This window comes from Arthrobacter burdickii (genome assembly GCF_030433645.1).
Lineage (GTDB): Bacteria > Actinomycetota > Actinomycetes > Actinomycetales > Micrococcaceae > Arthrobacter_D > Arthrobacter_D burdickii.
The window spans coordinates 1900905-1927088 of the sequence record NZ_JAROCG010000001.1 but is presented as its reverse complement, the minus strand read 5'-3'; the positions used below and the strand labels follow the sequence as shown (position 1 = coordinate 1927088).

Below are 26184 nucleotides of genomic sequence, written 5' to 3'. Positions count from 1 at the left end.
GACTAGAGGAGTTTCTGTCCCGCGAGGAAGTCGACGAGCCGGATACCGGCGTCGCCCTCGTCGGTGATGACGATCCCCTGGCTGCGCGGCGGCCTCGGGGCTGCCGCCTCGATCCTCGTCCAGGACCCGGCGAAGCCGACCTGATCGGGCTGAAGCCCCACATCGGCGAGCGAAAGGACCTGGATCTGCTTCTTCTTGGCCGCCATGATGCCCTTGAAGTTCGGATACCGGGGCTCGTTGATCTGGTCCGTCACGGATACCAGCGCCGGCAGGGGCGCTTCGATGGTCTCGGCGAAGGTGTCGTTGTCGCGGCGCGCGGCGAGCTTCCAGCCGCTGTCCTCACGCGTCAGGTCGAGCGACGCCGCGAAGGTCACCTGGGGCAGGGCGAGCCGCTCGGCGAGCTGCGCAGGGACCAGGGAGGTCTCACCGTCCGTGGACGCCATGCCCGTGAGGACGAGGTCGAACGGTCCGGCGTGCTGCAGGAGGGCGGCGAGGGCCCTGGAGGTGGCCGAGGCGTCGGATCCGCGGAGCGCCTCGTCCGTGAGGTGCACTCCGTCATGGGCGCCGATCTGGAGGGACTTCTTGACCGCGCCGACCGCAGCCGCGGGGCCCATCGTAATGGCTGTGACGCGATGGCCGGCCGCCGCTCCCCCATGGGCTTCGACGAGCTGGAGGGCCGCTTCGAGCGCGTACTCGTCCAGTTCTGAGAGGATGCTCTCGGCGCGTACCGTCGTCAGGTCATCGCTGCTGATGTGGCGGTCGAACTGAGCATCAGGAACATGCTTCACGAGGACCGCGATGCGCAGTCCGGGAGCTGGAGCCTCGTCCATTGATGACCTTCCTCGTTCGGGGATCTTCCCATCGACTAGCTAACCATAGGTGACGTCGGCGTCCGCCCGGCGCCGCCGCCGTCGTCCTGCTCCCGGCCCGTGAAGCGATCGAGGCGGTCCCGGATCCGGGACCGCCTCGATCGCGTTGTTCGCCTGCATGCAGACCTGCCGGGTCGACCTACGGGGTCGGCGCCTGCGCGAGCGTGACCTCGACGGTGCGGGAGTCTCCTCCGCGCGTGATCTCCACCGGGACCTGCTGTCCCACCGTCTGGAACCGCACCGCAGCCGTCAGGGACTCCGGGTCGCTGACGGTGAAGTTCCCCACCTTGGTGATGACGTCTCCCACCTGCAGCGCGGCGTCCTCCGCGGGTGAATCCGGCTCCACCGACTCGACGAGCGCGCCGGACGAGAAGGTGGACGTGCTCTGGGATCCGTCGCCTGCGGCCGGCGTGACGCTGACCCCCAGGAACCCGTGGGTCGCCTCACCGTTCGCGATGATCTCCTTCGCGATGCGGTCCGCATAGTTGATCGGGATCGAGAAACCCACTCCGATGTTGCCGGTGGACTCGCCGGAACCGGCCGATGCGATGGCCACGTTCACACCGATGATCTTTCCGTCCGCGTCCACGAGGGCACCGCCCGAGTTGCCCTGGTTGATCGCGGCGTCGGTCTGGATGACGTTGAGGTAGATCGAGCCCTGTGCCTGCGTCTGCTGCGACCCGGATCCGCCCGGCGGCAGGAAGTTGAAGCCTTCGCCGTCCTGGGACTCGGTGCTGTCCGACGAATCCTCCGGCACTGCCGAGGACGCCACGCTGATGGTCCTGTTCAGGGTGGAGACAATGCCGTCTGTGACCGTTCCGCTCAGTCCGAGCGGAGCACCGATCGCGATCGCGGTGTCACCGACATTCAACTCGTCGGAGTTCCCGAGGGTTGCCGCGGTCAGGTCGGGGGCATCGATCTTGACCACCGCGAGATCACTCAGGGGATCCGTTCCGACCACCGTGGCCGGGAAGACGCGTCCGTCATTGAGCTTGACCTCGACGGTCGGGTCCGAGACTTGCCCGCCCAGGGTGACGACGTGGGTGTTCGTGAGGATGTGACCGTCCGTGTCGAGGATGATTCCCGATCCGGAGCCGCTGGCGCTGCCGCCGCTGACGGCGATCGTGACGACGCTCGGCGAGGCCGTCACTGCAGCCCCCGTGATCGTGTTGACGTCCTCGGTGTTGTTCACCACGATCGACTCGGGTGCGCCCTGCGATGTACTGGCGGGCGAGTTGTCATCGAGCGCGTTGTAACCGGCCGTCGCCACGCCGCCGCCGATGAGCCCGGCAACGAGGACTCCTGCGGCGAAGGTCGCGAGCCCCACGCGCTTGCGGTCCCTGGTCCCCGCTCGTCCGCCCGCATGCTGCGGGGCCGACGGGTAGCTGCCGCTCTGTCCGCCGTAGAAGGGCTGGTGCCCCGCATAGGCAGGATGAGGGGCGTCCTGCGGGAAGTCCTGGTGCTGGGCCCCCTGTACAGGACCGGAAACGGCGGGATGCTGCGCGGTCGGCGTAGCAGCGGCCGGCTGGACCGTCGTGTCCGGGGATGCCTCGGACGCCGGTCCCGCGTCGTGCTGCCCGTCGGGACCCGACTGGCCCGCCGCTGCGTGCTGACCGTTCCAGCCCGTTCCCCATGACGGCGGGTTGGACGGCTGGGGAGGAAGGGGGCGATCTGCGGCGCCCGGGGTGCCCGGCTGCTCGTTCATGGGAGGTCCTTTCGTTGCTGTTGACCACATCATGGCAACCTTCGCTGAGCCTCAAGCATGCGTTTGCTGTGCGGTTTCTGAGAAGTTGCTGTCTCTGAATCCAATGCCACCCGACTGCAGAAGGGTCGCGACTCCCCCAGTATCCCCTGCCCACCGCGACGCTGCGGCGGGTGGGGCCGCCCGGCCACGGGCGATCCTGCCGGCCGCCGTCGTGCTAGGGGTGCGGACCATGCCGACGGGAAGCAGAGCTCACCGTCGTCGCGCTTTCGCTAGGGGCATAGGTGCGGTGGTGGACGCTCCCGAACCCCAACCATAGAATCGGGAAGACAGGGAGCCTCCGGCGTCCGCCGACCCCAGTCCTGGGACCGGTAGGGTCCGGGGGACGTGCTGAAGGGTCGAAAATGCGAATGATGAGCAGGCGCATACGCGTCTCTGCTGTCCTGGGCGCCGTCGTGGCGATCCCGTTGGTCTCGAGTGCGGCGGCTTTCGCCGACGAGCCGATCACCTTCCCCTCCGGGGACTATGTCACCGACACTGCGGGTGTCCTCAGCGCGAGCGAGGAGAGCGAGCTCGAGGCGGCGATCGAGGACCTGCGGTCGCAGGAGGGCTTCACGGTCCGGGTCGCCTACGTCGACACCTTCGAGAACCCGACGGATCGTAACCAGTGGGCCACGACCACGGCCCAGCTCAATGACCAGACCTCGAACGAGGGGCTTCTGGCGATCGCCGTCGAGCAGGGAGCCGCGTCCTATGTCGTGGGGAGCGGCTCGGCCATCGGCGGACAGGGCCAGGACATCTACAGCCAGTTCATCGGGCCCGAACTGCAGCAGGGCAGAGACTTCGCAGGGGCCGGACTGGCCGCGGTGCAGGGCACCGAGGAAGCACTCTCGGGCAGTTCCGCCGGTGGTTCCACCCGAGAAGGGAACTCGACGGGAAGCACCGGTTCGACCGGCGGCAGCGCCCTCGGTGGCCTGGCCCTCGTGGGCGGACTCGTCGCCGTGGCCGGCGCCGGCGGGTACATGCTGCTCAAGAACCGCGGCGGCAGGGGCGCGCAGAGGAAACGCGAGGAGTACGGCTACGGGCCGGTGCCGTCCGCGAACGGCGAGGTGGTCGACCCCCTTGCCTCGGTGAGCGTCGAGGACCTGCGCAAGCGCGCCGGGAGCCTCCTCGTCGCCGCCGACGACGCCATCAAGTCCAGCGAGCAGGAACTGGGCTTCGCTGAAGCCCAGTACGGCAGGGAAGCCATCACGACGTTCTCGCAGGACATCGCTGCGGCACGGCAGCACATGAGCGAGTCGTTCAAACTGCAGCAGCAGCTCGACGACCACATCCCCGACACCGAGCAGCAGCAGCGCCAATGGCTCGGCGAGATCATCCGCCGGTGCGAGGACGTCAACTCGTCCCTGCAGGCACACAAGGCGGACTTCGACGGGCTGCGCGAGCTCGAGCGCAACGCTCCGGACGCCCTGCGCCGGGCCCAGACTGCCGCCGGGGAGGCGGGCCGCCGGTTCGCCGCGGCCGAGCAGTCGCTCCGTGCCCTGCAGGGCCGCTACCTCGAGACCGCGACCTCCCAGGTGGCCGACAACATCGAGCAGGCGCGCGAACGGCTCTCCTTCGTCGACAGCGCCGCTTCCGAAGCCCAGTCGCGCATGGCCGCCGGTGACACGGGACGGGCCGTCGTCGCTGTCCGGGCGGCGGAGGAAGCGGTCCACCAGAGCACGGTCCTGCTGGACGCGATCGACAAGCGTGCCGAAGAACTGGCGGCGGCCGAGCGCGAGCTCGAGCATGCCCTCCCCGAGACGGAGCAGGATCTCGCCCAGGCCCAGGCCATGGACCGGACGGGACAGTACCGCGACCTGGCGGGACCGGTCGCGGCCGTGCAGTCCGCGGTAACGACCGTGCGGCAGGAGCTGCAGCGTGGCCGCAGCAACCCCGTGGCGCTCCTGCAGCGACTCGAAGCCGCCCACTCCCAGCTCGACGCAGCCCTCGGTGGCGTCCGCGACCAGGCCGAGAACGTCCGGCGGGCCCAGGACTCCCTCCAGCACGCGATCATCGCCGCGCAGTCGAGCATCTCGGGCACAGCCGACTACATCCGGGCACGGCGCGGCGGAGTGGGCAGCGAAGCACGGACGCGGCTGGCTGAAGCCGAGCGCAACCTCGACTACGCCGTCGACCTCCAGCGCTCCGACCCCGTGACGGCCCTGTCCCACGCCCAGCAGGCGGCCGTGCTGGCCGATCAGGCCGCCCAGCTGGCAGAGCAGGACGTGGACGGCTTCGGCCGGGGCCGCATGGGCATGGGCGGTATGTACGGCGGCAGGGGGGACGGCATGGGCGGAGCCCTGCTCGGCGGCATCCTGCTCGGGTCCATCCTCAACGGCGGCGGCGGGTTCGGCGGCGGGTTCGGCGGAGGCTACGGCGATGGCGGGGGCGGTGGATTCGGCGGCGACGGCGGGAGCTTCGGCGGCGGTGGCTTCGGCGGGTTCGACGGCGGCGGCGGCGGCTTCGGTGACTTTGGAGGCGGCGGAGGCGACTTCTAGGCCGCTTCGCCGGTTCCACCAGCAGGACGCACTATTCCGAAGAATCGAAAGGGAAATCAATGGTAAAGCAGTCAATTTTCGGCAGGATCGCCCAGCTCACGCGAGCCAACGTCAACGCGTTGATCGACCAGGCGGAGGATCCGCAGAAGATGCTCGACCAGATGGTCCGCGACTTCACGAACAGCATCGCCGAGGCCGAGAGCGCCGTCGCGCAGACCATCGGCAACCTCCGCATGATGCAGGACGACTACAACGAGGACGTCGAGAACGCCCGTAGCTGGGGCAACAAGGCGCTCGCGGCCTCCCGCAAGGCCGACGAGTACCGTACCTCCGGCGACACGGCGGATGCCCAGAAGTTCGACAACCTGGCCAAGGTGGCCATCCAGCGCCAGATCGCCGCGGAGAACGAGGCGAAGGGCGCCGAGCCGACCATCGCGTCGCAGACCGAGATCGTCGACAAGCTCAAGGACGGCCTCAACCAGATGAAGGGCAAGCTCAGCGAACTGACGACCAAGCGCGACCAGCTCATCGCCCGTGCGCGCACCGCCCAGGCGCAGCAGCAGGTGCACGACGCCGTGAAGAGCATCGACTTCATGGACCCGACGAGCGAGGTGGGCCGCTTCGAGGAGAAGATCCGGCGCGAGGAGGCGCGGGTCCGCGGACAGCAGGAGCTCGCGTCGTCGAGCCTGGATGCGCAGTTCGAGAGCCTGGAGGACCTCGGCGAGCAGACCGAGATCGAAGCGCGCCTGGCCGCACTCAAGTCCGGCGCCGGCACGCAGTCGGCGATCGGTCAGGGTGCGACCACCGACGCCACGACCGGCGCCCCCTTGACCACGGGCGAGACCACCTACTGACCTGCGGATCCGCTCGGCGGATCGCGTTCACAGATCGGGTGAGGGAACCACGGCCTTTCGGCCGTGGTTCCCTTCCTGTCAACGAGGATCACGGCTGAGGCGCCCGGGTAGATTGAGGGCATGGCCGTGACACTGGTGTGGTTCCGCGACGATCTCCGCATTTCCGACAACCCGGCGCTCGCCGCAGCGGCGGACAGCGGGGACGACGTCGTCGCCTGTTACGTCCTCGACGAGGACACGGAGGGCATCCGCCCGTTGGGCGGCGCCTCGAAGTGGTGGCTGCACCACTCACTCGCCGCGCTTTCGGCGTCGCTCACCGACCTCGGTATACCCCTCGTCCTGCGGCGGGGAGCGGCAGCGGACGTGGTCCCCCGGGTCGTCGCCGAGTCCTCGGCGCACGCCGTCGCCTGGAACCGGCGCTACGGGCTGGCAGAGCGCACCACCGACGCAGCGCTGAAGGCCTCCCTGGCCGACCAGGGGGTCGAGGCGACGAGCTACCAGGCCAACCTGATGTACGAACCGTGGGAGGTCACGTCGGGGACGGGAGGGGCCTACAAGGTCTTCACGCCGTTCTGGCGGGCCTGCCTGGCGTCGCGGACCCCCCGGAAGCCCCTCCCGGCCCCGGACTCCCTGCACGGACCCCAGTTGCCGTCCGACGACCTCGACGCCCTGGGGCTCCTCCCGTCTCCCGACTGGGCACAGGGCCTCCGCGACACGTGGACACCCGGCGAGGCGGGGGCACACGCCCGGCTGGACGACTTCCTCGACAGGGCCCGCGGCTACAAGGACAACCGCAACCTGCCCGGCGTCAAGGGCACCAGCATGCTCTCGCCCCACCTGCGGTTCGGGGAGATCAGCCCGTTCGAGGTCTGGCATGCCGCCCAGGACTCCAGGGACCCTTCGACGGCCGAGGACATCCGCGTCTTCGGCTCCGAGCTCGGCTGGCGGGAGTTCAGCTGGCAACTGCTGTACTTCCATCCCGAGCTGGCGACCGTGAACTACCGTCCCGAGTTCAACGCCTTCACGTGGGAGACCTCCACGAGGTCCGAGCTCGAGGCGTGGCAGCGTGGACAGACCGGCTACCCGCTGATCGACGCCGGGATGCGCCAGATGTGGGAGATCGGCTGGATGCACAACCGCGTCCGCATGGCGACGGCGTCCTTCCTCATCAAGAACCTCATGATCGACTGGCGCGTCGGTGAGAAGTGGTTCTGGGATTGCCTGGTGGATGCGGACGCCGCGTCGAACGCCGCGAGCTGGCAGTGGGTCGCGGGCTCCGGTGCCGATGCCAGCCCCTACTTCCGCATCTTCAATCCGGTGCTGCAGAGCAAGAAATTCGATCCCGACGGGAAGTACCTCGTGCGGTTCGTGCCAGAACTGGCGGACGCGGACAACGTCCACGAACCGTGGAAGGGCGCGGCACCCGGGTACCCGGAACCCGTCGTCGATCTCAAGGAGAGCCGGGAGCGGGCACTGAGCGCGTACAAAGCCCTGTCGGAGAGCTGAAGCCCGGCGCTTCCTTCCAGGGCCGGCACCGGGGCCCGCACCGTAACCCGCACCGGGCTTGGCGCTGGGCACAGGAGAAGCGGGCACAGCAAAAAGTCCGGCCCACCAGTGGTGGGCCGGACTTTTCTTCGTTGCGGGGACAGGATTTGAACCTGTGACCTCTGGGTTATGAGCCCAGCGAGCTACCGAACTGCTCCACCCCGCGGCGTGTAACCAACGTTACCGGCCGCGGGGCGTGAAGGCAAATCGAGCTGCTACCTGCCCCTCCGGGCTACTGCCCGGTGCCCGCCGAGACGCGTTCCTCGGCGTCGAGCGCCCGCTGGAGTGCGTCCTGCAGGCGGTCCTGCGCTTCACCGTAGGCAGCGAAGTCGCCGGCCGCGAGCGCGGCGTTCCCATCCTTGATCGCCGTGTTCGCATCGTCGAGCGCGGTCCGGAGGTCCGCCGCCGGATCGTCCGTCCCGGGGGTTCCCCCTGCGGACGGGGTGGGGGTCGGCGTCGGCGTTGCACCTTCGCCGCCTTCCTCCGCAGGGGGCGCTGCCGGATCCTCGGGCGTCTCGCCGACGTTCTCGCTGTCGCCCGTGGTCGCTCCGGAGTCGCCGCCGAAGACCTGGTCGAGCGCCTCGTCGAGCGTCGGTGCGAACCCGACGTTGTCGCCGAAGCTCACGAGGACCCTCCGCAGGACGGGGAAGGACGAGCTGCCCGAGGACTGCACGTACACGGGCTGCACGTAGGCGATCCCGCCACCGATCGGCAGGGTCAGCAGGTTGCCGTTGATGACCTCCGATGCACCCTGGCGCAGCAGGTTGAGCTCCTGCGACACCGTGGTGTCCGAGTTGAAGAGGTTCTGCGCCTGGCCGGGGCCGACCACGGAGTCCTGGCCCGAGCTGTCGAGGAGTGTGAGGCGCCCATAGTTCTCGCTCTTGACGCCGTCCTCGCCGGTGCCGGCATCTCCGTTGGCCGCGAGGAAGCCGTACAGCACGTTCCTCGGGGTCTGGCCCGTGGGCACGAAGGGGATGTACGGCGTGGTCAGCGAGAACGCGGCCTCGTCCTGGTTGGGCATCTGCAGTGTCAGGTAGAACGGCGGCTGGCGGTCGGTCGTCGCGGTCGTCGCCGCACCGTCCGCGCTCTCCTCCGGATCAGCGGGCACGTTCCATGCCTCGCTGTTGTTGTAGAACTCGTCCGTGGAGGTGACGTGGTAGCGGGCGAGGAGTTCGCGCTGCACCTTGAAGAGGTCCTCGGGGTAGCGAACGTGCGCCATGAGGTCCGCCGACATCTCGCTGTAGGGCTTCAGCGAGGACGGGTACACGTTCTGCCAGGACTTCAGGATCGGGTCCTGGTCGTCCCAGGCGTACAGGTCCACCGAGCCGTCGTAGGCGTCGACCGTGGCCTTCACGGCATTGCGGATGTAGTTGACCTGCTCGGCCGGAAGAGCCGTCGCGAGGCCCTCGGCCGTCTGCGAATCCTGCGTCGCGGACTCCAGCTCCTGCTGGGTCGAGTAGGGGAAGTTGGCGCTGGTGGTGTACCCGTCGATGATCCACTTCACCCTGCCGTCGACGATCGCCGGGTAGCTGTTGCCGTCGAGCGTCAGGTAGGGAGCCAGCTTGCGGACGCGCTCCACGGGGTCGCGGTCGTAGAGGATCTGCGACGCGCTGTTCACCTGGTTGGACAGCAGGAGGTCGGTGGACTGGAACTTCAGCGCGTACACGAGGCGGTTGAAGGCGTTGCCCACATCCGGTCCGCCGTCTCCGTCGAACGTGGTGCGGGACTCGTCCTCGGAGTTCTCGTTCTGCGGGCGGTCGATCTCGGCGGGAGCCTGTCCTTCCGGCGCTCCGACGACCGAGTACTCGGGAGAGTCCTCCCCGAAGTAGATGCGGGGCTCGTAGGTGGACTCGTCACCGAGCACACCGGTCGAGGGGATACCGGACTGCAGGAAGGACGGCCGGCCGTCCGGCTCCACGGTCGAACCGGCCGCGGCGACCACGCCGTAGCCGTGGGTGTAGAAGGCGTGCTCGTTGACCCACCCTTCCGGTACACCGTTGGTGTCCAGTTCCCGCACCGCGATGACCGCGTCCTGGACTTCGCCGTCGATCTCGTAGCGGTCCACGTTGAGCGTCTCGGGGAACTGGTAGTACTGGCGGAACTGCTGGAGTTGGCTGAAGGCGTCGGACACGAGGTTCGGGTCGAGCAGGCGGATGTTCGCCGTGGTCTCCCCGTCGTCGCCCAGTGCACCGGCCTGCGGGACCGCCTCGGGGTTGTACGCCTCGACCTCGACCTGGTCGAGGCCGTATGCCTCCCGGGTGAGGTTGATGTTCCGGTCGATGTACTCGCCCTCGAGGCTGAGCTCGGACGGGCGCACCTGGAAGCGCTGCACAATGGCGGGGTAGACGCCACCTGCGAGCAGGGCCGTGATGATGAGCATCGCCGTACCGATCAGCGGCAGACGCCAGCGGCCGATGAAAGCCGATGCGACGAACAGGACCGCCACGATGACGGCGGCGACGGCGAGGATCGCCTTGGTGGGGATGACCGCGTTGACGTCGGTGTAGAGCGCGCCGGCCCAGGTGCCCTGGTTCAGCAGTGTGTCGTAGCGGTCCAACCAGTAGTTGACGCCCTGCAGGACCAGGAAGAGGGCCGCGACGACGGCGATCTGCACGCGGGCGGCCTTCGTGGTGAACAGGCCCTTCTCCTCGAGCCGGATCCCGCCGTACAGGTAGTGGGTGAGGACGGTGGCGATCGCGCTGATGATGACCACGCTGATGAGGAAGCCCGTCACGAAGCTGAGGAACGGCAGCGTGAACATGTAGAACCCGTAGTCCATCCCGAACTCGGGGTCGGTCTTGCCGAACGGCACCCGGTTCAGGAAGAGCAGCACCTCCTGCCACTGCGAGGAGGCGGCGGTGCCCGCGAAGGCGCCGAGGACCACGGGGATACCGAGCATCAGCAGGCGCCGGATCGGCTCGAGCTGCGCCTGGTAGCGGTTCAGGTTGTCCTGGATGGCACTGTCCGGCGCGTAGATGGGCCTGCTGTGGAACGCGATGCGCAGGCTGAAGTACACGGCACCAGCCATGATGAGGAACGCGACGACGAACAGCACGATCCGGGACAGGTTCTCCGTGACGAAGACCTCGAGGAACCCGAGCTGCTGGTACCAGAGAACGTCCGCGTAGACCTGGGACAGGTAGACGAAGGCGATGACGATCACCGCCACGACGATGATCGTCGGGATCAGCGGGCTGCGGCGCCGGCCTAGTGAAGCACTTGCGGGGCTCGGCCTACTGCCGAACGGACGGTCTGGTCCGGATGTCACATCTACCTCATCGTTAGCTGCTGCGGGTCACGATGACCGGTAATCCCCTTCGCTCCCCAGCCCGGGACGGGCAGAAGACAGCGCGCAGGTCCGCCCTTCGTGTTTTCATTCTGCCCTGTTCACGCTCAGGCGGACCAATTAGGTTCCCGCGGGCGGCCGACCGGTCAGGATCGTCATCCAACCGTGTCATCCGTGGGTCCGGCCTGCTGCGATCCGCCCGTCCTGCCGGTTCAGCAGGAGGGCAGCTCCGCCGGGTCCCCGCCTGCACCCAGCGCCTCGACGGAATCGAAGGCCTCGTCGAGGGTCGCCACCTTCACCACGGTCAATCCGTCGGGGATGTGGCCGACGACCTCATCGCAGTTCCCCTCGGGAGCCAGGAAGAAGTCCGCGCCACCGGCGCGTGCTGCCACGAGCTTCTGGGCGATCCCGCCGATACGGCCGACCGCACCGGTGGAATCGATCGTCCCGGTCCCCGCGAAGTGCCTGCCGCCGGTGAGATCCCCTTCCGTCAGGGTGTCGATGATGCCGAGCGCGAACATCATGCCGGCGGACGGACCTCCGACATTGTCGAGCTGGATGGTCACGTCGAACGGGAAGTCGAAGGTGGACGCCAGCAGGATGCCCAGCTGGTAGTTCCCTTCCTCCGACTGCCGGGGCGTCACGGAGACCTCGTCCTCGACTCCGTCCCGGACGATCGACAGGGTGGCCGGCGCTCCTTCGGCGTCGCGCAGTGCCGAACGCAGGGTCTCGATGTTCTCGATCTCCTTCCCGTCGACCGCGCGCAGGACGTCCCCTTCCTCCAGGACCCCGTCGGACGCGGAGTCAGCGGCAAGTCCCGCGACCGACAGCTCCTCGGTGTAGGCGATGTCCTCGTGGGACAGCGCGGCGGCGATCGCGGATTCCTGCGACGACGTCATCGCCACCGCATTCTGCTCGGCGACGTCGGACGACGTCGTTCCCTCCGGATAGACCAGCTGCTCGGGCCGGACGTTCTCATCGGGATCCACCCAGGCGCGGAACGTGTCGAGGACGTTCACCTGGCCGTTCGGTCCGCCGCTCACGTACACCGTCGTGAGGTCCAGTTCGCCCTGCGGCGGGAAGCTCTCCCTGCCCTCGACGTGGATGAGGGGCTGTCCGTTGATCTCACCGATGGTGTTGAACGTCGGCCCGGGCGACTCGATGACATAGGGCGACGGCAGGAGCACCGCGGCTGCGCACAAGCCGACGGCGAGGCACCCGGACACCGTCATCGCGCGGAAGCGCGGGTCCCTGGGCCGCGAGGGCTCCTCGGGGGTGTAGGTCTCGAAGTGGACAGACTGCGTCACTGTGCTTCTCTCTGTAGGGCGCGGATCTCTGGAGGGCGCGGAGGCCGCATGCCGTGCGCTGGGCGACCAGCACCATACCGGCACCACCAGAGTAGCCCTGCACCGACCCTGGTGCCCCGGACACCATCCGTCAGCACGCACAACTCCCGCGAACTGCCCGGCACGGCTCCGCGCGGCTTTGCCCTCAGCGAACGGTCCACGGCACGAGGGACACCGGCACGGCCCGGCCGGTAGCGTGTCTTCCACAGCCGGGCAGGAGTGGTCACGCCCTCCCGCCCGGACCCGCCAAGCTACTCCCAGGACCGGTGGTATCAGTGACCAACCCATCCAACCCCTCGAACGGCGACGACGACACGCCTCAGGACCCCCTGTCCGAGATGCTGTCGAAGATGTTCGGCGGCGGAGCCGGGGGCTTCGACCCCCAGGAGATCGCGAAGATGTTCGGCGGCGGGGCCGGCGGCTTCGACCCCCAGGAGATCGCGAAGGCGGCAGGCCTGCCCTCCGACCCGGCCGCCATGGCCATGATGATGCAGCAGGTCCAGGCGATGTTCTCCACGCCCAGCGAGGGCCCGGTGAACTGGCAGATGGCCCACGACCAGGCGCGCCGCGTGGCCGCGTCGGACAACGACCCCTCGGTCACCTCGCTGCAGCGCCGGAGCGTCGATGAGGCCCTGAAACTCGCCGAGCTGTGGCTGGATCCGGTGACCGACTTCCCGAGCACGGGCCAGCTCGGACGCGCCTGGTCGCGCGCGGAATGGGTCGAGGCCACCATGTCCACGTGGCGCCGTCTCACCGAGCCCGTCGCCACGAGCATCGCCAAGGCCCTGTCCGACGTCATCTCCGAGCAGCTTCCGGAGGAGATGAAGTCGATGATGGGCATGATGGGCGGCCCTGCCTCGATGCTCCAGAACGTGGGCGGCGCGATGTTCGGCATGCAGCTCGGGCAGGCCGTGGGCGCGCTCTCCAAGGACGTCGTCGGGTCGACGGATATCGGCGTCCCCCTCGCCGAGGGACGGATGGCGCTGCTGCCCGCCAACGTCGCGGCCTTCGGTGCGGGCCTCGACATCCCCGAACAGGAGGTCCAGCTCTTCCTTGCAGTCCGCGAGGCGGCCCACGTCCGGCTGTTCACGCACATTCCGTGGCTCACAGGTCACCTCCTCGGCAGCATCGAGCGATACGCGAGGGGCATCCACATCGACATGGGCAAGATCGAGGAAGCTGCGCGGGACATCGACCCGACCAACCCCGAGAGCCTGCAGGGCGCCCTCTCGCAGGGCGTGTTCATGCCCGAACGGACCCCCGAGCAGGACGCCGCACTCGTGCGCCTCGAGACCACGCTCGCCCTCGTCGAGGGCTGGGTCGACCAGCTCACGGCGGCCGCAGCAGCCAACCTCCCCTCCGCCGACGCGCTGCGCGAGATGGTCCGGCGCCGCCGTGCGACGGGTGGACCGGCCGAGCATGCGTTCGCATCGCTCGTCGGGCTGGAGCTGAGGCCGCGCCGCCTGCGCGATGCCTCGGTGCTGTGGTCGCTCCTGACGGAGGAGCGCGGCGTCGAAGGGCGCGACGCCCTGTGGCAGCACCCCGACCTTCTTCCCACCGCCGAGGACCTCGACGACCCCGCCGGCTTCTCGGAGCGCCGTCGGCTGATCGAATCCTCCGACGCCGACGTCGATGCAGCACTGGAGCGCCTCCTGTCCGGCGGCTTCGAGCCGCAGGACGAGGACACCGCTGGCGGCGAGGGCTCCGGCGAAGCAACCAAGGGAACGCCCGCAGCGGATACCGACAGCGACACTGGGCCGTCGAGCGTCTCCGACGAAGGGTCGGACACCGAGGACGGGCCTGCGGACGGCAGCCGCTGACGCAGGCGTCGGTCCTGCCGGCGTCCGTCCAACCCGCGTCCGTCTGACCCGCGTCGGTCTGACCCGCATCGGCGCTACCCGCGTCCGTCCTGGGGCTGGACGAGACGCGGGTCCGTGCACCGCGTCCGGTCAGAAGTCCTCCTGCCCACCCGTCAGGCTGCGCTGGGCTGCGAAGGCCGCCCCGTCCAGGAAGGCCTTGGCCGTCTCGGTCCGCGGGTAGGTGGTGAGCAGGTCCCAGAAGGCGGCGTTGTGCGAGGGTTCGATCAGGTGTGCCATCTCGTGCAGGATCACGTAGTCCACGACCCAGTCGGGCATCCCCTGGAGCTTGTGGGACAAGCGGACGGAACGGTGGGCAGGGGTGGCGGACGCCCACCGCGAATTCTGGTTGGTCACCCATCCGATGGTCGCCGGCACTCCCCTGCCGCCCAGGTACTGCACCGCGAGCCGCTCCGCCCGCTGGAGCAGCGCGGGCACGGGCCGGTCGTCGTCGATCGCGGGGGCGTCGAAGTACTTGGCCGACATCCGCTCCACCATGCGCTCGACCCAGTGGCGCTCCTGGCTGGCGGAGAAGTGGCCTGGGATGGAGACACGGAGGACGCCGTCCCGGATGTCGGCGCTCACCGTCCGCTTGCGCCGGGCTGACCGCCTGACCTCGACCGGCAGCCGCGCCGGGCCCCGCGGTCCGGCGGCCTCAGGCGTTGTCACTGATGATCTCGAGCACGGCCTCGCCGTACCGCTCGAGCTTCGCGGATCCCACGCCTGCCAGGTCGCCGAGTTCGTCCAGCGTCTGGGGTTTCGCCTCCGCGATGGCGACCAGCGTGGCGTCGGTGAAGACGACGAAGGCGGGCACGTCCTTCTCGCGGGCCTCCACGAGCCGCCAGGCGCGGAGCGCTTCGAACGTCTGTTCCTCGTAGCTCGCGGGGCAGTCGTTGCAGCGGCCGATCTTCCGCTCCGACCCCGTGAGGAGGGGCCGCTTGCACACCCGGCAGACGGCGGGAGACGACGCCTTGCGATTTGTCTTCGCCCGCGGCTGGCGGAAGGATGCCTGACCGGCGGTTGCCGGGCGCAGCGCATCGAGGAACCGTGAGGGCTTCCTGCTGGCCCGTCCGCCCGGCGAGCGCGAGGTCGACCAGGAGAGGAAGAGATGGATGCGGGCGCGGGTGATACCGACATAGAGAAGCCGGCGTTCCTCGTCGATGCCCTCCTGGGTGTCGGCGAACGAGATGGGCATGAGCCCTTCGCTCAGCCCGACGAGGAAGACGGCGTCCCACTCGAGCCCCTTGGCGGAGTGCAGCGATGCCAGGGTGACTCCCTGCACCGTCGGAGCGTGCTGGGCCGCTGCCCGCTCCTCGAGTTCGGCGACGAACAGCTGCAGGGTGAAGGCCTCCGGTCCGCGGACCCTGTTGAGTTCGTCGGCCAGCCCGACGAGGGCGGCGAGCGACTCCCACTTCTCCCGGACGGCGCCGGAGTTCTGGGGTGCGACGGAGGTGTACCCGAGCGAGGCGAGGACGTCGCGCACCTGCTGGGGGACGTCGTCGTCGCCCTGGGTACGTGCCGCAGCGCGCAGCTGCAGCAGGGCGTCGCGGACCTCGCGGCGCTGGAAGAACCTCTCGCCGCCGCGCAGCTGGTAGCCGATGCCCGCACTCGCCAGTGCCTGCTCGTACGCCTCAGACTGGCCGTTGGTGCGGTAGAGGATGGCGATCTCGCTCGCCTTCACGCCCTGGTCGAGCAGGACGCCGATGCGCCGGGCGCACTCCGCGGCCTCGGCCTCGTCGTCGCTGCACTCGGTGAAGGCCGGTTCGGGACCCGCCGGGCGCTGCGCGACCAGCTCCAGCGGGGCGGACCACGTGGTTCCCACCGCATGCCGGTCGGCCTCGCTGCTTCGCGCCGCCAGTAGGGTGTTGGCAGCACGCACTACCTGCGGGGTCGACCGGTAGTCGCGGACCAATCTCACCACCTGCGCGCCCTCGTAGCGCTTGGTGAAGTCGAGCAGGTGCCGCGACGTCGCTCCCGTGAACGAGTAGATGGTCTGGCTCGCATCGCCGACCACGCACAGCTCACGCCGTTCCCCCAGCCAGAGGTCGAGCAGGCGCTGCTGGAGCGGCGAGACGTCCTGGTACTCGTCGACCACGAAATGCCGGTACTGGGCCCGGACCGTGGCCGCGACCTTCTCATCCTCTTCGAGGATGGCGACCGTGGTCAGCAGGACGTCCTCGAAGTCGATGAGGTTGCGGTCGATCTTGAGGTCCTCGTAGGCCGAGAAGATACGGGAGACCGTGGTGAGGTCCATCCCCGCCGGTTCCGCCCGGCCCGCGGCTGCAGCCGAGTACGCGTCCGGTGTCAGCATGGAGACCTTTGCCCATTCGATCTCCGCCGCGACGTCCCGGATGGCGGCGCGGTCGGTCGACAGGCGCAGTCGCCGCGCCGATTCGGCGATCAGTTGTGCCTTGTGGTCGACCAGCGCCGGCAAGGGACCCCCGACAGCCTGCGGCCAGAAGTACTGCAGCTGGCGAAGCGCCGCGGCATGGAAGGTCCTGGCCTGCACTCCGCCCGCTCCGAGGTCACGGAGCCGTGTGCGCATCTCGGCGGCCGCACGCGCCGTGAACGTCACGGCGAGTACCTGCTGCGGTTTGTAGACCCCGGTGTGGACGCCATAGGCGATGCGGTGCGTGATGGCGCGCGTCTTGCCCGTGCCTGCTCCGGCGAGCACGCAGAGCGGTCCCGTGAGCGTGCTCGCCACCGTCCGCTGTTCGTCGTCGAGCCCCTCGAGGATGCTGTCCTCGAGCAGTAATCCGGACACTAGGGACGACCCTCCGACGGCTCCTCGTCGAGCGGCCCGCCGTACCAGCGCTCGATCAGGGCGCGGGCAATGGACACACCACCGGCGACCGCGATCTTCCCGTCGCGCACCTCGGTGAACAGTTGCTCCCGCGTGAACCACCGCACTGAGCGCATCTCCTCGCGGTCGGGTACGGCATCGGTCGTGACGGCCCGCGCGGTGAAGCCCAGCATGAGCGACGCGGGGAAGGGCCAGGGCTGCGACCCGAGGTACTGCGGGGACTGGACCTCGATACCGGACTCCTCCCCCACCTCGCGGATGACCGCGGCTTCGAGCGACTCGCCCGGCTCCACGAAACCGGCAAGGGTAGAGAACCGGTCCTCGGGCCAGGCGACAGCGGACCCGAGCAGCAGCCGGTCGTCGTCGTCGATGACGGACACGATGATCGCCGCGTCGGTGCGCGGGTAGTGCTCGGAATCGTCCTTCGGGCACAGGCGCACCCACCCGGCGGCACGTAGCTCCGTTGGGGTGCCGCACCGGGGGCAGTGGGTGTGCGTGCTGTGCCAGTTGGCGATGGCGGCGGCTTCGACGAACAGGCCCGTGTCGCGGGCGTCGAGGGACGCGGCGATCTCCCGCAGCCCCAGCCACTGGTCGACGGGGGCGATAGCCGGATCTTCTTCTGCGAAGACCGCGAGTACGACACTGCGTCCGGCATCCGCTGCGCCCTCGTTGATGCGGCCGAGATAGACGACCACCTCGGGACGCTGGACGTCATCAGGCGGAACGAGCCGGAGCGCGCTCCCCTCCACCGGCGCCTTCCCGCGAGCAAGCGGGAGGATCAGGGTGTCGGGTGAGGCCCACAGGGTGTCGAGGAAGTCCTCGGTGGTCCTCGAGTCGCCGTCGCGGTCGGAATCCGCCCGTGAGAGCGGAAGCGATCCGAGGGGTGGCAGCACAAGGGTCCGGAGCGGATCGGTCATGGTTATACGGTACGTTCTTGCTCTCCCAAAACCCATTTCGAGGGGCGGGTGTGGAGTACTGGTGCGGCCGTCAAGACGAGTAGTGCATCTGGCGACTCGCCGCACCGGAACGGTGTGGCCCGGGCGCAGACGGCCTACGGTGGATCTTGTGAAACGGACACCCATGGAACTTGCTGCCATCGCCAGCGCCGCGGTACCTGGCCTGGCTCCGACAGGCGTCGCCGGTGCTCCCGACGATGCAGCCGATTTCGACTCCGCGCTGCTGGTCGACGACGCAGGGAAACAGTGGAGGGTCCGCTCACCCAAGCACCCCGAGGCCAGCATGCGCCTCGAAACCGAACTGCAGGCCCTCCGTGCCTTCACGCCTGCGGTCAAGGCGGAGCTGCCCTTCCTGATCCCCCACATGGCCGGAAGCGTGCGCCAAGGCGAGCTCAGCACCTTCGTCTACTCCCATCTCACCGGGACCACGCATTCGCTGGAGGCGCTTACCGCCGGCGGACGGCGGATGGCTCACGAACTCGGGCGCGTCATCGCCGCGATCCATGAGTTGCCGAAGGACATGGTGCAGCGTGCGGACCTGCCCAGCTACGAAGCGAACGAGTACCGCCAGCGCAAGCTGAACGAACTCGACCAGGCGGCCACGACCGGGAAGATCCCGTCCATCCTGCTGCGCCGGTGGGAGCACGCCCTCGAGGACGTCGCCCTGTGGCGGTTCAGCCCGACAGTGGTGCACGGCGACCTGCACGAGGACCACCTCCTGATCGCTGCCAGCCGGGTATCCGCCGTAACCGGCTGGACCGACCTGTGCATCGGTGATCCCGCCGAGGACTTCGCGTGGCTCGCCGCTGCCGAGGACACCGCCTTCGTCGACGCGGTCTACGCGGCATACGTCGAGGCACGGGCGACCGCCGTGGACCCCCATCTGTCCCGCCGTGCCGCACTCGCTGCCGAGTTCGCCCTGGCACAGTGGCTCGTGCGCGGGGTCGCCCTCGAGGACGCCGTGATGATCCACGAGGCGGAGGACATGCTCGCCACCCTCGAGGAGGATGTCGAGTCGATCGAGCACGAACAGCGCGAGGCTGCCGAGCGCGCACGGCAGGCCCACGAGGAGCGCCTCGAGTGGGGCAACGAGCTGGGAACCGACGACCACTACCCCGCAGGGCAGCAGGAGCTGTCCGGAGCCTACGAGGTGTCGGGGCACCCCTCCCCCGCATTCGGGGCCGCTATCGACAGCGACTCCGGGCACCGTTCGGGCGACGGCGACTCCGGGCACCGTGCGATCGACAGTGGTGAGGGCCGCGATGCGTCCCCGCGCGGAGCACTCGCGGGGACGACGGACGACGGGTCGATGGTGGACGTCGCCGGGCACGAGGACATCGACGGCCCCGAGGGAGCCCAGCCTGGACGGACCGGCAGCTCGGCCTACGATCCCGACGCAGACCACGCGCCGCACCGCACGACCGGCCACACATCGCTTCACCACGCGGCCCACTCGGACACGTACACCGACGACCATACGGACAACCACCCGGACGACCGCCAGGACGACCACCCCGACCGTTCGGGCCGCAGCGGCGATGACCACGGGACGCCGTCGGGATCGTCCCTCGCCTATGCGCGCCTCACCGCCGGACGCCAGCGGACCATCGGCACGTCCTCCAAGGTCACGCTGCTGAGGAGCAGCGACGCCGGAGCGGGCTCGCCCGACGACACTGCGACGACGGCCCTACCCATCGTGTCCTTCGGCAGGTGATCAGGACGTCGCCGCGGCATCCGCGGCGGCGATAATCCTCTCCAGTTCCGCCGCGTCGGCGAGGTCGTGCGGCCGCACGACCAGGTTGTCCGCCACGTAGAAGAACGCTGCGCGCACCTTCTCGAGCGGGACATCCTTCAGTCGGGACCAGGCCAGGCGGTAGACGGCCAGCTGCACGGCCTTGGCAGCGCGCCGGTCCGGAGCGGGAGGACGGCCCGTCTTCCAGTCGATCAGGTCCCAGCCGCCGTCGGCATCCCGGAAGACCGCATCGATGCGCCCGCGCACGACGATGCTGCCGATCTTCGTCTCGATCGGGGCCTCGATCGCCGCCGGTTCCCGCAGCGCCCACTCGGACTGCTCGAAGATCGCGGCCATGTCGTTCAGCCCGAGCGTCTCGTCGACGTAGGCATCGGCGCCGCCCGGGTACTCGCCGAGGTCGAGCATCCCTCCGGACCCGTAGAACTCCTCGATCCAGGCATGGAACGCCGTGCCCTTGCGCGCCGCCGATCCCGGCCTGCGCGGAAGTGGCCGCCGCAGCTGCTGCATGACCGCGTCCGGGTCCTCGCGCAGTTCCACGAGCGTCGATGCGGAGATGTGTGAGGGCAGCGTGAGCGGCATCCGTTCGCGTTCGCGTGCCTGCCGGGCCAGCGCGAGGCGGACCTCCCGCCCCCAGCGCCCGTCGTCGTCTGCGTCGACGCCGCCCTGCGGGCTTGGTGTGGCTGCCTGCTCGAGGACGGCCTGTGCGGCGCGCTCCATCGGACCCCGCCGGGAGCCGAGCGGATCGAAGGGCCAGGTCGCCCTCTCGGGGCTGGCATTCGCCGGATTCGCGTCGCCCTCGTGGTCCTCCGGAAGCCAGTACGGCATGGTGTAACCAGCGGTTCCCGCCTCCGCGAGGGCAAGGAGTTCCACCAGGTAGGACGAGGGCCCCGACGGCCGGGAGCGCCCGCCGCCCCACGCCGACGATGTGCAGACCAGCGCGTGCTTGGCGCGCGTGAACGCGACGTATGCCAGCCTGCGCTCCTCCCGCTCCGCATGCGCCCGGGCTTCGTCGGTGAAGTCCTTCTCGCTGGCAAGCCACTCCTTCTGGTCCTGCTGTTCCCAGTCCCACTGCGGCAGCTCGGGTGCATCGCCCCGCAGCGGCCAGGGGATGGACGAATCGCCGCTGCTCCAGCGGGAGTCCTTGCCGCTCGGGAACGAGCCGTCATTGAGGCCCGGCACGAAGACCACGTCCCATTCCAGGCCTTTCGAGGCGTGGACGGTCAGGAGCTGCACAGCGTCCCTGCTCGCTTCGAGCTGCGTCACGGGCAGGCCGTCCTCCTCCTGGTCCGCCGCCTCCAGCCAGGCGAGGAACGCCGGAAGATCCACCCGCTCCGCTGTGGACACGAAGCCCGCGACGGCCTCGGTGAAGGCGTCGAGGTTCCGGCGTGCCTCGTGGATGCCCACGCCCGGTTTCGCCGCCACCTCGATGTCCAGCAGGATGGTGCGCTCCACTTCCCCGATCATGCTGCCGAGGTCGTCACCGACGAAGCCCCGGAGGCTCCGCAGCTCGTGCCGGAGGACATCGAGGCGCTGGCGCGCCGTGTCACTGAGGGTCCTGCCCGCGGACGACACCCAGCCCACCGGGGGCAGGTAGTCCACGGCTTCGACCAGGCTCCCCGCCTCGGCCAGGTCGGGAGCGACGACGGCGTCGCGGCTCTGGTCGTCGTCGAACTCCTCCTCCGCTCCGCTGCCGCGCCGGAACATGGCCTCCCGCGTGCGGGCGAGCTGCCTCGACCAGTCACCCAGCGCCATCAGGTCGGCCGGTCCCAGCCGCCAGCGTGCCCCCGAGAGGAGCCTCAGCATCGAGTCCGACCTGTCGGGGTCGCCGAGGACCCGCAGGGTCGCCAGCAGGTCGACGATCTCCGGTGTGCGCAGCAGCCCGCCGAGACCCACCACCTGCACGGGGACCCCGGCACGTTCCAGTTCCCGCCGGATCGGGTCGAACTGCTTGCGTCCCCTGCAGAGCACGGCCATGGTCGGCCGGAGGGGCGTGCCGTCGTCGTCGGTCTCGAAACTGCGCCTGCGCTGGCGCAGCACCTCCCGCGCCACGGCCTCGGCTTCACTCAGCGAGGGAGCGCGCCCTCCCGGAGCGCCCTCCTCGCGGACCCCACCGGCCACGGGGGCGTCGGTGAGGAAGCGCCCGAGCAGGACCTCGCCGAGGGGAGCCTTAGGGCGCGCCACCAGCCCGGGGACCTGCTGGACCGCCGTGTTCCTGAGCCAGGGCGCCGGCACGTTGAGGGGGGCCGAGACCGTGTTCGCCGCCTCGAGGATCGACGTCGAGTTCCGCCAGGCGACCGAGAGGTGCGCTACGTCGGACGGTGCCCGCCCATCCGCGGCCACCCGCGGGAAGGCTGTCCGGAACGTGGCGAGCTGTCCCGCCGAAGCTCCCCGGAATCCGTAGATCGACTGGTGCGGATCGCCCACCGCGGTGACGGACCGGCCGTCGGCGAACAGCCTTGAGAACAGCACCATCTGGGCGTGCGACGTGTCCTGGAACTCGTCGAGCAGCACCACCCTGTACTTCTCGCGTTCCATCTCCCCCGCCTCGGGGATGTCCCGGGCGATCCGCGCCGCCAGGGACACCAGGTCACCGAAATCGAGCTGCCGGCGGGCGAGCTTCGCGGCGGCGTAGCGTTCCGCGAGTTCGGTGACCGTGATGCGCGTGCGCAGCTTGTTGATCAGGTCGTGCACCTTCTGGACCGCGGCCCGCGTGGAACCCGCGACATAGGGCTGGGCGAGGACGTACTCGATATGGCGGCGGAGTTCGTCGCGCACGGTGGACGGACTGACGAGGTGCTCGGCACACTCGCCCGCCATGTCGAGCACCGCCTTCACCAGGGTGCTCTTCGCGGCGGTGAAGTGCTCCCACTCGCCGTCGTAGGCCTCGACGACGGAATGGGCCAGTTGCCAGGACTGGGCGGTGCCGAGCATCACGGAGTCGCGTTCCACCCCGATGCGCAGGCCGTAGTCCTGGACGATGCCGTTGGCGAAGGAATGGTAGGTGGAGATGGCCGGGTCGAGGCGGTCGAGCGCATCGGCGCCCGACGCAGCGGCGTCCTCCTCGCCCAGCGCGGCGTAGAGCTGCGCCAGCCGCTGCCGGACGCGTGATGCCAGCTCGCCGGCGGCCTTGCGGGTGAACGTGACTCCCAGGATCTGCTCCGGGCGCACGAGGCCGTTGGCGACGAGCCAGACGACCCTGTCCGCCATGGTCTTGGTCTTGCCCGAACCCGCCCCGGCAATGACCAAAAGGGGTTCCAGGGGCGCCTCGATGACGCGGGCCTGGTCCTCCGTGGGGTACTGCACCGGAGCATCCGGATCGGTGTGCAGCAGTTCCGCCAACTGGCGGGCGGAGTATGCCGGGGTCTGGTGGACACTGCCCATTACTGGGTCACCTGCTTGCCTTCTTCGCACAACGGACAGATCTCGGGAAGGCGGCAGCCGCTTCCACCGAATCCCGAGCGTTTCGGGTCATGGATCGTGTCGAACGTCGCGGCCGCCATGAGGGATGCGGCGTCCTCGATCATGGTCCTCGCCCAGCTGTCCTCCGGCCCCACGGGCGGCTGCTCCTGCACGGCGATGCCCTTGGACTTGGTACCCAGCTGGACCAGGGACGCCCCTCCCGGCACCGTGGGCGCGCTTTCCCCCGCAGCCTTTGCTGCGGCTTCGCCGCCATCCGGCTCCACCCCGTCGAGGAGCGCGCCGGAGGCCACGGCAGTCTGATAGGCCGCAAGCTGCGGGTGCCGCGCGATCTCGGCTGCCACAGGCGAGCTCTTCCCCGTCTTCAGGTCGACGACGACGAAACGGCCGTCCGCATCGAGCTCGAGCCGGTCGATCTGGCCGCGCAGTCGGGCGATCCTCTCCGCGCCGTCGATGCGCACGTCGAGGTCCACGGAGAAGTCGACCTCCGTGGCCTTCAGGGACCGTCCGGCCTGCCGCATCCACAGCACGTACGCGGCGAGCTTGCGCACCATGCCCTCCGCGCGCCGGAAGTCGGCCTGGCCTTCCCAGGTGTCCCGGATGCCCAGCTGGGGCCAGCGCCGTTCGAGTTCCCGGACGTACTCGTTTCCGGTGGCGTCCGGCATGTCCTGCGCGATCTGGTGAACGAGGGTGCCGAGCGACCGGGCAAAATCGGTGGTGCGTTCCCCCCCTGCCGCGGAGACGAACCAGCTCAGGGGCGAGGTGAGCACGGACTCGACCTTCGAGGGGGACACGGGGATGGGCTGGTCCTGGGAGACGACGGGCTCGTTGCTGCTCATCCCCAGGACACCCCACCACTGCGCGGGATGTGCTCCCGGCACCGGCGGCTCCAGCGATGCCATGCGCCCGAGGTGGCGCACGGCCTCGCCGGACAGCGCCGTGGCAGCGGAGGGGTCCTGGGCGAACTTGCGCAGCTCGGCGACCAGTGCGCGCAGCGTCACCGGACGCAGCACCTCGGTGCGGGCCCTCTCGGCGGTACCGGCGGGCAGGGGGTCGAGCACGTCGAGGAACTGGGAGGGCTGCTCGTCCTGGGAGGAGACGGCGCAGCACACCAGCTCCTGCGTGGCACGGGAGACGGCGAGGGAGAACGTGCGCAGCTCGTCGAAACGGATGTCCTGCAGCAGCGACACGGGATCTCGGGTGCTGCGGAACGATTCACCGAAGTCCAGCAGCGCCCGCAGCTCCCCCGACCCGAGGAGTTCGCCGCGCAGTCTCAGGTTCGGCCAGACGCCGTCCTGCACTCCCGCGACGATCACCAGCGGCCAGTGCCGGCCCGCGGCGCTCGCGGGCGTGAGCACCGACACCGACGCCTGGCGGGTGGTGCGCTGCGTGAGGGTGTCCATCGGGATGTCCTGGCTGAGGATGTAGTCGAGGAACAGCTCCGGGTCCGCTCCCGGCATCTGCTCGACGAAGCGCTCCGCCGTGTGGAACAGGGCCATCATGGCGTCGAGGTCGCGATCCGCCCTGGCTGATGAGGGCCCCTCTGACAGGGCGGCCCCGGACCACTGCTGCGCCAGGCCGGACGTGGACCAGAGCGCCCACAGGACGGCCTCAGGGTCGCTCCCGGGGTCGTCGACGGCTGCCTTCCCGGCCTCGAGCATCCGGTGGAGCCGCCGGACCGGCGCCCCCTCGGAGGGCAGGGCGGCGATCTCCTCGGGCGCGGCGAACAGGGCCGTCAGCAGTTCGTCGCTCGTGCGGCCCCCACCCTGCTGCAGCTCGTTGCGGCGCAGAATCTGGCGCAGCCGGCGGAGCTCGAGGCTGCCGGCGCCGCCGATCCGTGACGTGAGCAGGGAGATACACAGCTCGGTATCCAGGTCCGCTCGTCCCACGACCACCGCATACAGGTCCAGCAGCGGACGGACGGCAGGTTCCTCGCGGATCGCGGTCTCGGCGGCCGGCACGTTGACGGCGATGCCCTGCGCGGTCAGGAAGCGCTGGACCGCGGACACCTGCGCACCGTTCCGCACGATCACGGCGATGTCATCCAGGCTGCGCCCACCGAAAAGATGTGCCTCGAGCACGCGCTGCGTGATGAAACGCTGCTCGTGGAAGGCGCTGTCGAGCACGTGGGCGGACACCGTTGCCTCCTCCCGCGCCGGGTCCCCCTCCGTGCCCTCGAGGGGGCCGCCCGGCTGCGACCGGTAGGCGGTGCTCACGCCCGTTGTCGCGATACGGGCGGCGACGTTGCCCCAGGCATCGGCCAGGCGGCCCTGCAGGGTCAGTGATGCCGGCAGGGTCACCGTCGTCAGGGCGCGACGCCGGAACAGGGTGTCCAGGCGTCCCGTGAGTTCGGGACGGGCACCACGGAAGCCCTGCGCCACCGTGTCGGGGCAGGAGGTGACGACGACGTCCTTGCCTGTTCCGATCAGTCCCAGCAGTGCGTGGACGGCCGGGTTCGCCTCCTGGTAGTCGTCCACGAGGACGAGCTGCAGGCGTGTTCGCTCCTGGTCGAGGAAATCGCGGTCGGTCTCGAGGATCTCCCGCGCGGCCGTGAGGATCCCGGCGGGGTCGAAGGCCTCGGGCATGCGGAGATCGAGGACGTCGCGGTACTCGCGGTAGAGCGCCGCTGCCGCTACCCAGTCCGGCCGGTCGAAGCGCTCGCCCCAGGCGGCCAGGTCGTCGGCGGGTACACCGTACTCGCTCACGCGGTCGAACAGGTCACGGATCTCCTGCCGGAAGCCCCGCGTCGGCAGGGCGAGGGCGAGGCTCGCCGGCCACTCGAGCCCGGGAGCGCCGTCGCGTCCATGTCCGGACAGGAGTTCCTTGATGATGAGGTCCTGCTCCGCCCCCGAGAGCAGGCGCGGTGCACGCGTAATGCCGGGGGTCCGTCCCTCGGCCTTGGCGCGCCGGATGAGGTCGAAGGCGTAGGAGGCCCAGGTGCGGGCAGGGGCGGTACTGATGCTGCGGTCGAGCTTGGCGGTGAGTTCGTCGCGCAGCCGCGTCGCCGCCGCACGCGTCGGACCGAGGAGGAGCAATCCTTCGGGCTCGACGGTCCCCGCCCCGATCCGGCGCACCGCGAGGTCCGTGAGCAGGGAGGACTTCCCGCTTCCGGGAGCACCGAGGACCAGCACCTGGCCCGGAACGTGCACCAGCGACTCGAGGACGTCCCGGTAGCCCGTCGAGGGATCGGGGGCCCCGCCCGGAACGTCGCCGGAGAGCGACGGAGGAGCGTCGTGGAGAGTGCTGGTCATGTACCT

Annotated in this window: 14 protein-coding genes and 1 tRNA gene; 5 read left to right on the top strand and 10 right to left on the bottom strand. The window is 69.5% G+C overall.

Going from position 1 to position 26184, the window contains the following annotated elements:
* Positions 1 to 2 precede the first annotated feature (2 nt).
* Together P5G52_RS08995 and P5G52_RS08990 are read right to left on the bottom strand one after the other, a co-directional pair.
* Positions 3 to 830, bottom strand: coding sequence for an electron transfer flavoprotein subunit beta/FixA family protein (locus P5G52_RS08995; RefSeq protein WP_301226645.1), 828 nt, complete (start codon positions 828 to 830; stop codon positions 3 to 5).
* Between the two features lie 178 nt (positions 831 to 1008).
* A complete protein-coding gene (locus P5G52_RS08990; protein WP_301226643.1) occupies positions 1009 to 2574 on the bottom strand; it encodes a S1C family serine protease in 1566 nt (521 codons plus the stop codon).
* A 410-nt stretch (positions 2575 to 2984) separates the two neighbouring features.
* Between P5G52_RS08990 and P5G52_RS08985 the strand changes: the two genes are divergently transcribed.
* The 3 genes from P5G52_RS08985 (at position 2985) to P5G52_RS08975 (ending at position 7471) form a co-directional block, all read left to right on the top strand.
* Positions 2985 to 5111: a TPM domain-containing protein gene (locus P5G52_RS08985; protein ID WP_363321875.1), complete on the top strand. Its 2127-nt coding sequence runs from the start codon at positions 2985 to 2987 to the stop codon at positions 5109 to 5111.
* Between the two features lie 59 nt (positions 5112 to 5170).
* The gene (locus P5G52_RS08980) at positions 5171 to 5965 is read left to right on the top strand and encodes a PspA/IM30 family protein (RefSeq protein WP_301226641.1); all 795 of its coding nucleotides are present in this window, start codon (positions 5171 to 5173) and stop codon (positions 5963 to 5965) included.
* 120 nt (positions 5966 to 6085) lie between these two features.
* Positions 6086 to 7471 (top strand): cryptochrome/photolyase family protein, encoded by a 1386-nt coding sequence (locus P5G52_RS08975; protein ID WP_301226639.1) that lies wholly within the window; start codon positions 6086 to 6088, stop codon positions 7469 to 7471.
* A gap of 131 nt (positions 7472 to 7602) precedes the next feature.
* On the opposite strand, the gene P5G52_RS08970 is transcribed toward P5G52_RS08975, so the two are convergent.
* From P5G52_RS08970 to P5G52_RS08960, 3 genes are all read right to left on the bottom strand, one after another.
* Positions 7603 to 7676, bottom strand: a tRNA-Met gene (locus tag P5G52_RS08970).
* A gap of 66 nt (positions 7677 to 7742) precedes the next feature.
* Positions 7743 to 10778: a UPF0182 family membrane protein gene (locus tag P5G52_RS08965; protein WP_435868661.1), complete on the bottom strand. Its 3036-nt coding sequence runs from the start codon at positions 10776 to 10778 to the stop codon at positions 7743 to 7745.
* Between the two features lie 230 nt (positions 10779 to 11008).
* Entirely contained in the window at positions 11009 to 12103 is a 1095-nt protein-coding gene (locus P5G52_RS08960) for a YlbL family protein (protein WP_301226637.1), read from the bottom strand.
* A 377-nt stretch (positions 12104 to 12480) separates the two neighbouring features.
* Here P5G52_RS08960 and P5G52_RS08955 point away from each other — a divergent pair, with 377 nt between their 5' ends.
* Complete coding sequence (locus tag P5G52_RS08955; protein ID WP_301228735.1) at positions 12481 to 13962, top strand: zinc-dependent metalloprotease; 1482 nt, start codon at positions 12481 to 12483, stop codon at positions 13960 to 13962.
* Positions 13963 to 14091: 129 nt separating this feature from the next.
* On the opposite strand, the gene P5G52_RS08950 is transcribed toward P5G52_RS08955, so the two are convergent.
* The 3 genes from P5G52_RS08950 to nudC all read right to left on the bottom strand — a co-directional run bounded on the left by P5G52_RS08950 (position 14092) and on the right by nudC (position 17718).
* Entirely contained in the window at positions 14092 to 14583 is a 492-nt protein-coding gene (locus tag P5G52_RS08950; protein WP_301226635.1) for a M48 metallopeptidase family protein, read from the bottom strand.
* Between the two features lie 70 nt (positions 14584 to 14653).
* On the bottom strand, positions 14654 to 16762 hold the full coding sequence (locus tag P5G52_RS08945) for an ATP-dependent DNA helicase UvrD2 (protein ID WP_301226633.1): 2109 nt from the start codon (positions 16760 to 16762) through the stop codon (positions 14654 to 14656).
* The gene (gene nudC / locus P5G52_RS08940; RefSeq protein WP_301226631.1) at positions 16762 to 17718 is read right to left on the bottom strand and encodes an NAD(+) diphosphatase; all 957 of its coding nucleotides are present in this window, start codon (positions 17716 to 17718) and stop codon (positions 16762 to 16764) included. The genes P5G52_RS08945 and nudC overlap by 1 nt, the downstream gene beginning before the upstream one ends.
* Positions 17719 to 17881: 163 nt before the next feature.
* Here nudC and P5G52_RS18360 point away from each other — a divergent pair, with 163 nt between their 5' ends.
* Entirely contained in the window at positions 17882 to 19471 is a 1590-nt protein-coding gene (locus tag P5G52_RS18360) for a phosphotransferase (RefSeq protein WP_435868660.1), read from the top strand.
* Here the strand turns inward: P5G52_RS18360 and P5G52_RS08930 are convergent, their stop codons facing one another.
* On the bottom strand, positions 19472 to 22891 hold the full coding sequence (locus P5G52_RS08930; RefSeq protein WP_301226629.1) for an ATP-dependent helicase: 3420 nt from the start codon (positions 22889 to 22891) through the stop codon (positions 19472 to 19474).
* On the bottom strand, positions 22891 to 26178 hold the full coding sequence (locus P5G52_RS08925; protein WP_301226627.1) for an ATP-dependent helicase: 3288 nt from the start codon (positions 26176 to 26178) through the stop codon (positions 22891 to 22893). Before P5G52_RS08925 ends, P5G52_RS08930 begins: the two co-directional genes overlap by 1 nt.
* Positions 26179 to 26184 lie beyond the last annotated feature (6 nt).

Excerpts from the sequence above, each read along its gene's own strand:
- P5G52_RS08995 (WP_301226645.1), bottom strand. The coding sequence starts at position 830 with ATGGACGAGGCTCCAGCTCCCGGACTGCGCATCGCGGTCCTCGTGAAG.
- P5G52_RS08990 (WP_301226643.1), bottom strand. The coding sequence starts at position 2,574 with ATGAACGAGCAGCCGGGCACCCCGGGCGCCGCAGATCGCCCCCTTCCT.
- P5G52_RS08985 (WP_363321875.1), top strand. The coding sequence starts at position 2,985 with ATGAGCAGGCGCATACGCGTCTCTGCTGTCCTGGGCGCCGTCGTGGCG.
- P5G52_RS08980 (WP_301226641.1), top strand. The coding sequence starts at position 5,171 with ATGGTAAAGCAGTCAATTTTCGGCAGGATCGCCCAGCTCACGCGAGCC.
- P5G52_RS08975 (WP_301226639.1), top strand. The coding sequence starts at position 6,086 with ATGGCCGTGACACTGGTGTGGTTCCGCGACGATCTCCGCATTTCCGAC.
- P5G52_RS08955 (WP_301228735.1), top strand. The coding sequence starts at position 12,481 with ATGCTGTCGAAGATGTTCGGCGGCGGAGCCGGGGGCTTCGACCCCCAG.
- nudC (WP_301226631.1), bottom strand. The coding sequence starts at position 17,718 with ATGACCGATCCGCTCCGGACCCTTGTGCTGCCACCCCTCGGATCGCTT.
- P5G52_RS18360 (WP_435868660.1), top strand. The coding sequence starts at position 17,882 with ATGGAACTTGCTGCCATCGCCAGCGCCGCGGTACCTGGCCTGGCTCCG.
- P5G52_RS08930 (WP_301226629.1), bottom strand. The coding sequence starts at position 22,891 with ATGGGCAGTGTCCACCAGACCCCGGCATACTCCGCCCGCCAGTTGGCG.
- P5G52_RS08925 (WP_301226627.1), bottom strand. The coding sequence starts at position 26,178 with ATGACCAGCACTCTCCACGACGCTCCTCCGTCGCTCTCCGGCGACGTT.